The 6,250-nt window shown below is 42.2% G+C and carries 5 protein-coding genes; 1 reads left to right on the forward strand and 4 read right to left on the reverse strand.

Translation table 11 applies throughout. The annotated features are described in order from the left end of the window. The first annotated feature begins 182 nt into the window (after window positions 1-182). On the forward strand, window positions 183-1,331 hold the full coding sequence (locus KGY70_15475) for a histidinol-phosphatase (GenBank protein MBS3776596.1): 1,149 nt from the start codon (window positions 183-185) through the stop codon (window positions 1,329-1,331). A gap of 120 nt (window positions 1,332-1,451) precedes the next feature. On the opposite strand, the gene KGY70_15480 is transcribed toward KGY70_15475, so the two are convergent. The 4 genes from KGY70_15480 to KGY70_15495 all read right to left on the reverse strand — a co-directional run. After that, the gene (locus KGY70_15480) at window positions 1,452-2,225 is read right to left on the reverse strand and encodes an NYN domain-containing protein (GenBank protein MBS3776597.1); all 774 of its coding nucleotides are present in this window, start codon (window positions 2,223-2,225) and stop codon (window positions 1,452-1,454) included. Between the two features lie 315 nt (window positions 2,226-2,540). Continuing rightward, a complete protein-coding gene (locus KGY70_15485; protein ID MBS3776598.1) occupies window positions 2,541-4,487 on the reverse strand; it encodes an OmpA family protein in 1,947 nt (648 codons plus the stop codon). Window positions 4,488-4,489: 2 nt separating this feature from the next. Then, the gene (locus tag KGY70_15490; GenBank protein ID MBS3776599.1) at window positions 4,490-5,410 is read right to left on the reverse strand and encodes a type IX secretion system membrane protein PorP/SprF; all 921 of its coding nucleotides are present in this window, start codon (window positions 5,408-5,410) and stop codon (window positions 4,490-4,492) included. Further along, on the reverse strand, window positions 5,407-6,250 hold an 844-nt coding region (locus tag KGY70_15495), incomplete at its 5' end, for a gliding motility-associated C-terminal domain-containing protein (protein ID MBS3776600.1). The genes KGY70_15495 and KGY70_15490, both read right to left, overlap by 4 nt.

A 6,250-nucleotide genomic window follows, 5' to 3' on the forward strand; every position in this document is an offset into this window, starting at 1 on the left:
TTTTGACATAATGACACATTTTTTCTGAATGTGCCCTATTGAACTGCCTTAATTACATCTGCAGGGGATTGAATTGAGTCTCTAAATTCCTGAATTGAATCTTCAAATGGGTTTGTCAAACGTATTTAAAAATTGTATTTTTGTGTGTAGGCTAAACCAAGTATAATTAAAACCAATAAGCTATGTCCAAAACTAAATTATTATTCGTATCGCTCCTGGTATTAGGCGTAACAGTGGTAAAAGCACAAACCGATAATGGGGTTGTGCGGATGGATGAATTCCGGAATCCCACGAAGCGGGAAATTATCAATATCCCGGATGTTAACGGGTATCAAACGTTGAAATGTGATTTTCATACGCATACCGTATTTTCCGACGGCCATGTATGGCCTAATGTAAGGGTTCAGGAGGCCTGGAAAGAAGGTTTGGATGTGCTTGCTATCACTGATCATATTGAGTATACGCCACATTCGGAAGACGTGGCTGTTGATCACAACAGATCCTACGAATTGGCAGAGGATATGGCGTCTGAACGCAATATTGTTTTTATTAAAGGAACAGAAATAACACGGAATACACCCCCGGGACATTTCAATGCGCTTTATATTGGTGATGCATCCGGATATATCGAAGACAATGACAGTGATAAAGACAAAAATGCTGTTTTAAAAGCTGCTAACCAGGATGCTTTTATTTTCTGGAACCACCCAGGGTGGAAAGTTAACCAGGTAGAGGGTTCTTACGAATGGATCGACTTCATTGATGAACTATATAATGAAGATAGGGTGCATGGAATAGAGGTTTTTAACGGTTTTTCTTTTTATAAAAATGCGCTTGACTGGTGTGTGGATAAGGATCTAACAGTAATGGGGACCTCAGATATTCATAACCTCGTAGAACATGACTATGATCTTGATAACGAACTCATTCGTCGCACCATGACATTGGTTTTTGCAGAAGAAAAAACGCCTGCTTCGGTAAGAGAAGCCCTGGAGGAAGGTCGGACTGTTGCCTGGGCAAGCAAATATCTCGCCGGAAAAGAGGAGCATGTAAGGGATTTATTTCATGCTTGTGTTGAAACAGGGGCCTACTATCCTTCCGGAGATGGCGGTAATGGAGAGGGTTCCAATTATTATGAGATCAGGAATAAAAGTGACTTATATTTTGAAATGGAACTGAAATCAGGTGACGCAACACAAAAGATCACCCTGCAGCCGGGTTCATCTCAGATTATTACTGCCAACGGAGACCAGGAGAGCCTGACTTACGAAGTGGTTAATGCATATGTTAGAAGCGATAAACATCTTATCGTGGATATCGGATTAAATTGATTAGACTCTTTAAGCAGCATCTGGTTTTATCGACTGGTTCTAATTATAAAATAACCATCGATCAGCAGAGTTAACCGGCGGATATTGAAATATTCGCCGGTTGATGTATAAGAACTAAGATTATTTTTTATTTCTCACATAGATGTGTTTGATCTGCGTATCTTCTACTGCTTTTTCATAAATGGTGAAATATTTGTTTAACGACTTGATTAATGGAGTAAGCTTGGAGAAACCATAATTACGGGGGTCAAAGTCCGGTTTCTTTTTAATCAGCATGGATCCCACTTCCGCCAGGGCTGCCCATCCGTTATCATCGGCCTGGTCTTCAATTGTGGTTCTTAAGAGTTGAATCATTTCGTTGTCAATGGTATCTACTTCTGTTGACGAAGCCTGAGTTGTGGTGGTGGTTTTACCGGAAGACTTGCGGGAAGTTTTGGTCTGCTTGGTTTTTGACCCTTCGATGACTTCGACATAAATGAACTTGTCACATGCCATGATAAAAGGATGAGGCGTTTTCTTTTCACCGAGGCCTATCACCAACATACCCGATTCTCTTAGCCGGGTGGCCAGCCTCGTGAAATCGCTGTCACTGGAGACAAGACAAAATCCCTCCACTTTTTGACTATGCAGGATATCCATGGCATCGATAATCATTGCCGAATCTGTAGCATTTTTGCCTGTAGTATAGCTGTATTGTTGCACCGGGGTGATGGCATGCTCCAGCAAAGCATTTTTCCAACCCCCAACATTGGGTTTGGTCCAGTCGCCATATATTCTTTTGATGGTGGGTATGCCGAATTTTGCAATCTCATCCAGCATGCCTTTTATGTTGGAATGAGGAACATTATCCGCATCAATGAGCACTGCTATTTTTGAATCATTTTCTTCCTTCATACCGTTTGGAATTGTATTTATCGTAAACAAAAGTAAAAATAGATGAAATCATTTCAATGCATAAAACGATATATTTAGAAATATTGTTGGCAGCTTGCTTGTATTATGGTATCACTTCCAAAAATTTTGTTTTTTTAGCAAAGTTTTGATAAATGATAAATCTATGTGAAATCTTATGTTTCCTATGTCCTATGTGGTTCAAAAAGAGTTAAATTGCTTAACTTTGAGAACGATATCATACAGGTTATGAGAAATTTGTTTGCAGCTAAAGCTGCGGTAAGAATGATCCAGGCTAAATTCCCTGCGCAATATTAGTTACCGGTTGATCAGTATAAATTCTACTCTTTTGTTTTTCTGTCTGCCTGCTCTTGTTTCATTCCCGGCTATTGGTCTTGATTCACCGTAACCGGTTGCCTGCAGCCTTTCCTCTGTTACGCCCTGGGAGGCCAGGTAATCCTTGATGGCCTGAGCCCTTTCTTCCGTCAAATCCTTGTTGTTCTTCGCTGATCCCCTGTTGTCGCTATGAACCGCAATTTCCACTTTTGTCATGGAATATTTTTTCACGATACGGATGATACGATTCAGAACAGGGTAGGAGATTTCTTCCAGCTCTGTATCGTTAAAGGCCAGTTTTGTCTGATCGATTGCACCAAATGCTTCGTTAAGCTGATTGGCCAACTCTTCGGGTAGTTCGGCAATGATGTAGCTTCTGATTTCAACCTCTTCAAAGGCCACCTTGTCCGAATCCATATCAGAGGACTCCGTGTCCGGTAAGGTTTTTTTCATGTCAATTCCTTTTTCCTTTTCTCCGGCCTGATAGGTGGCTAAAGCCTGATAATCCTCAAGCACCTGAACATTTTTCCATACACAATGGTTTTCCATAAATCCTGTACTGTCATTGATCCCGGTTACTCCAAGCATGACTTTGTATTTTCCTTTCTTTTTGTAGGTATGATCAGCACTTAAGCCATTTCCAAGGGTTCCCTCGCCGAAATCCCAATAATAATTTACTGAATCTAAATCCGGGAGTCCGGATTCTGAACCGTCAAATTCCATTTTTTCGTTTACGATATATGCATCCCTGGAACGAATGTGGGGTTCAGCCTTTGCTTCGACCTCAAATTCATACTCGCTTTGCGTGTAATATATGCTGTCGCTTTGTTGATCCTCAATGTTTAACTGCACCCTGTATTTCCCCGGTCCGGGAAAGCAATGTGTTACTTCTTTGCCGTTGACTTTGGTGCCGTCACTGAAATTCCACACAAACCTGGATAAACTGTCAATCTCAGGGTAACTTTCCTCCTGGAATTGAAAGCAGTATTTGTCTTGTTCCAGACTGTCACAATTATAAAACTGGGGCCTTTTGGTGCGGAAACGGTAGATATCATCGGACTGTTTTCTGTTTGATGAAAAGTAACCCGACTGAAAGGTATGATCGGTAACCAGGGCGAAATCATCATCTTTTGAATTGATGGGAGGTTTCAGATGTACGGGTTTGATCCATTCGCCATCCTCCTTCTCTGTAAGGAAGATATCCTTTTTTCCCAAACCTCCGTGTCCATCTGAAGAAAAAAAGAGTTTTCCCGAGGCGGTAATGAAGGGATACAGTTCATTGCCTTCCGTATTGACCCTGGGGCCCAGGTTGACCGGCTTACTCCAGCCTTCGTCGGTTTTTTCCGAATAATACAGATCGCTTTGCCCGTATCCTCCCGGCATGGTAGAAGCGAAGTATAAACGGCGGTTCGATGTGTCATAATAAGGTGTGGTGTTATGATATTCCGGGCTGTTATAAGGGAAAGTTTTGATATCGGTCCAGTGACCGTATAATTTTCTGGCCGAAAAGATGCCCAGTGTATTGGGTCCGGTAATTTTGTTCTTTTTCCTGTCAATAGTGAGGTTTCTGGAATAATACATAACCTCCTGTGCAGGGTCGAATGTAACCGGACCGTCGTTGAAATGGGAAACCAGGTTTTTGTCGAATAAACTGTAATTTCTCCAGGATGACGTATCATGGATATTTAGGGAGTATATATTGAAATTTTCCCGGTTATCTTCATTAAAGTGCTTGATGAAAAGATCATCATTCCGGTTGGAACAAAAAATGATCTTATTCTGATACATTACAGGGGAGTACTCATCGTAGTGGTTAGAGCTGAAGGGTGTAATTTCGGCTGAATAGTAGTCGGACTGAAGCGACTGCCTGCTGCCTGCACAACCGGAAAAGATGATCAACAAAATGAATAATGTTTTTATATCTTTCATGTTTAAAAATATCTTGGGCTTATGGCTTCCACCAGATATTTGAAATCATATTGCAATGTGATTTCGTGTGTTCCTTTGTTATACCTGCTCAGTGCCGTATTTTCCGTACCATAGGAATAAGCTATTCTCAACTGGTTGGTTATCTGGTATTGCAACGTAAAGATCATTTGATTTTCTGTCCGGTAGCTGCCTCCGAGCCAGAATTTTTCACCAAGGATCATATATAGGCTCATATCTGCCTGCTGATGTCCTTTGGGGTTGTATCTATAAAGGGTATTCGGGAACAATTTGAAATCGTCGCTTATATCCCATAAATAACCTCCTGTAGCCATATAAGTGCATTTTTCAAAATCATGATACAGTTCATACTCCCCCTTCGCCGAATTAAAACGGTGATGGATGAAAAATGGCATCGAAAACCCTGCAAAGAAATTGTCTGTATTGTAATACACTCCTGCACTGAAGTCGGGCATATAGTAAGCTTCCTCAGCGGAACTCAGCACCTCGTCGTCGGGGTCAACACTCCGTAGCTTATTGGGGTTTTTATTTTTTAGTATGACTCCGGCACCGAGACCCAGTGACATTCTTCCCCGGCCCGTCCTGAAACTGAAAGAATAATTGCTCATGATCCCCGACTCCTGGGTTACTCCTATCTCACTATTCATGAAGAGTAGCCCAACCCCGACATTTTCATGTAATAAGGGAGAATGGATGCTACCCGTTTGAGTTACGGGAGCTCCTTCAAATCCAACCCATTGGTGGCGGTAGGAAATGGCAATACTCAGAGCTTCTCTTCTTCCCGCGTATGCAGGATTGATGCTCAGGCCGTCCACTATGTACTGTTCACTCATTGGCTGAAGCTGGCTGTACAGCTTGCCGAACGCCATTATAAACAATATGCACAATACAATTTTCCTCATCATTCTTCTATGTTGATAAATCCTTTCAACACCCTTCCTGATTTTAGTTTCAATATATAGAAATAGGTATCCGGCATCAGCTTATTACCTTGATGGTTTCTGCCATCCCAGTCTTCCTGATAGTTTTGCTCCCGGAATACTTCATTTCCCCACTTGTCGAACACTATAAATTCGTCGTATTCTGTTTTTTCCATTCCGGGGATCCTGAAGTAATCGTTTTTGTTATCCTGATTCGGTGTGATCACCGTAGGAGGATTTATATCCTTGACGGTAATGCTGACCTGATCCGCTGCAACCGGACATACTCCGTTATCTATCGACCATTGCAGAATGTTTTCCTTCAGCTCGAGATCGGTGACTTTTGTTTTGGGATCCGAGATGTCCTCAAAGACCGCGTTACCTTCAACCACGCTCCATTCACCATTACCTTCAACAGGCCTGTTGGCATCCAGTGTGGTTTCAAACTGATAATTCAGTGTCTGATCTTCACCTGCATCTGCCTCCGGTTGCCTGTACACCTCAACCGTAACCTGTCCGGATCGGGAACATTGGTATTCATTGGTTAGTATCACCCTGTAAGTTGTTGTATTGACAGGATAGGCGAGGGGCTTAGCTGTGTCAGCACGGTTCAGGCTTTCTTCCGGTTCCCATTGAAAATGACCCGTTCCTTCAGCGCTTAATTGGATGGTATCCCCTTCGCACATTTCATATAAATCCTGAACGCTTAATTCGGGCAACGGATTCACTGTCACGGTTACCTCTGCAGAATCCTCAAGTCCCTTCTCATTGACTACGAAGACCTGGTACGTTGTTGTTTGTTCCGGTGAAGCCTCGGGATTATCT

The organism is Bacteroidales bacterium (genome assembly GCA_018334875.1).
Lineage (GTDB): Bacteria > Bacteroidota > Bacteroidia > Bacteroidales > UBA12077 > JAGXLC01.

Excerpts from the sequence above, each read along its gene's own strand:
- KGY70_15475 (MBS3776596.1), top strand. The coding sequence starts at position 183 with ATGTCCAAAACTAAATTATTATTCGTATCGCTCCTGGTATTAGGCGTA.
- KGY70_15480 (MBS3776597.1), bottom strand. The coding sequence starts at position 2,225 with ATGAAGGAAGAAAATGATTCAAAAATAGCAGTGCTCATTGATGCGGAT.
- KGY70_15485 (MBS3776598.1), bottom strand. The coding sequence starts at position 4,487 with ATGAAAGATATAAAAACATTATTCATTTTGTTGATCATCTTTTCCGGT.
- KGY70_15490 (MBS3776599.1), bottom strand. The coding sequence starts at position 5,410 with ATGATGAGGAAAATTGTATTGTGCATATTGTTTATAATGGCGTTCGGC.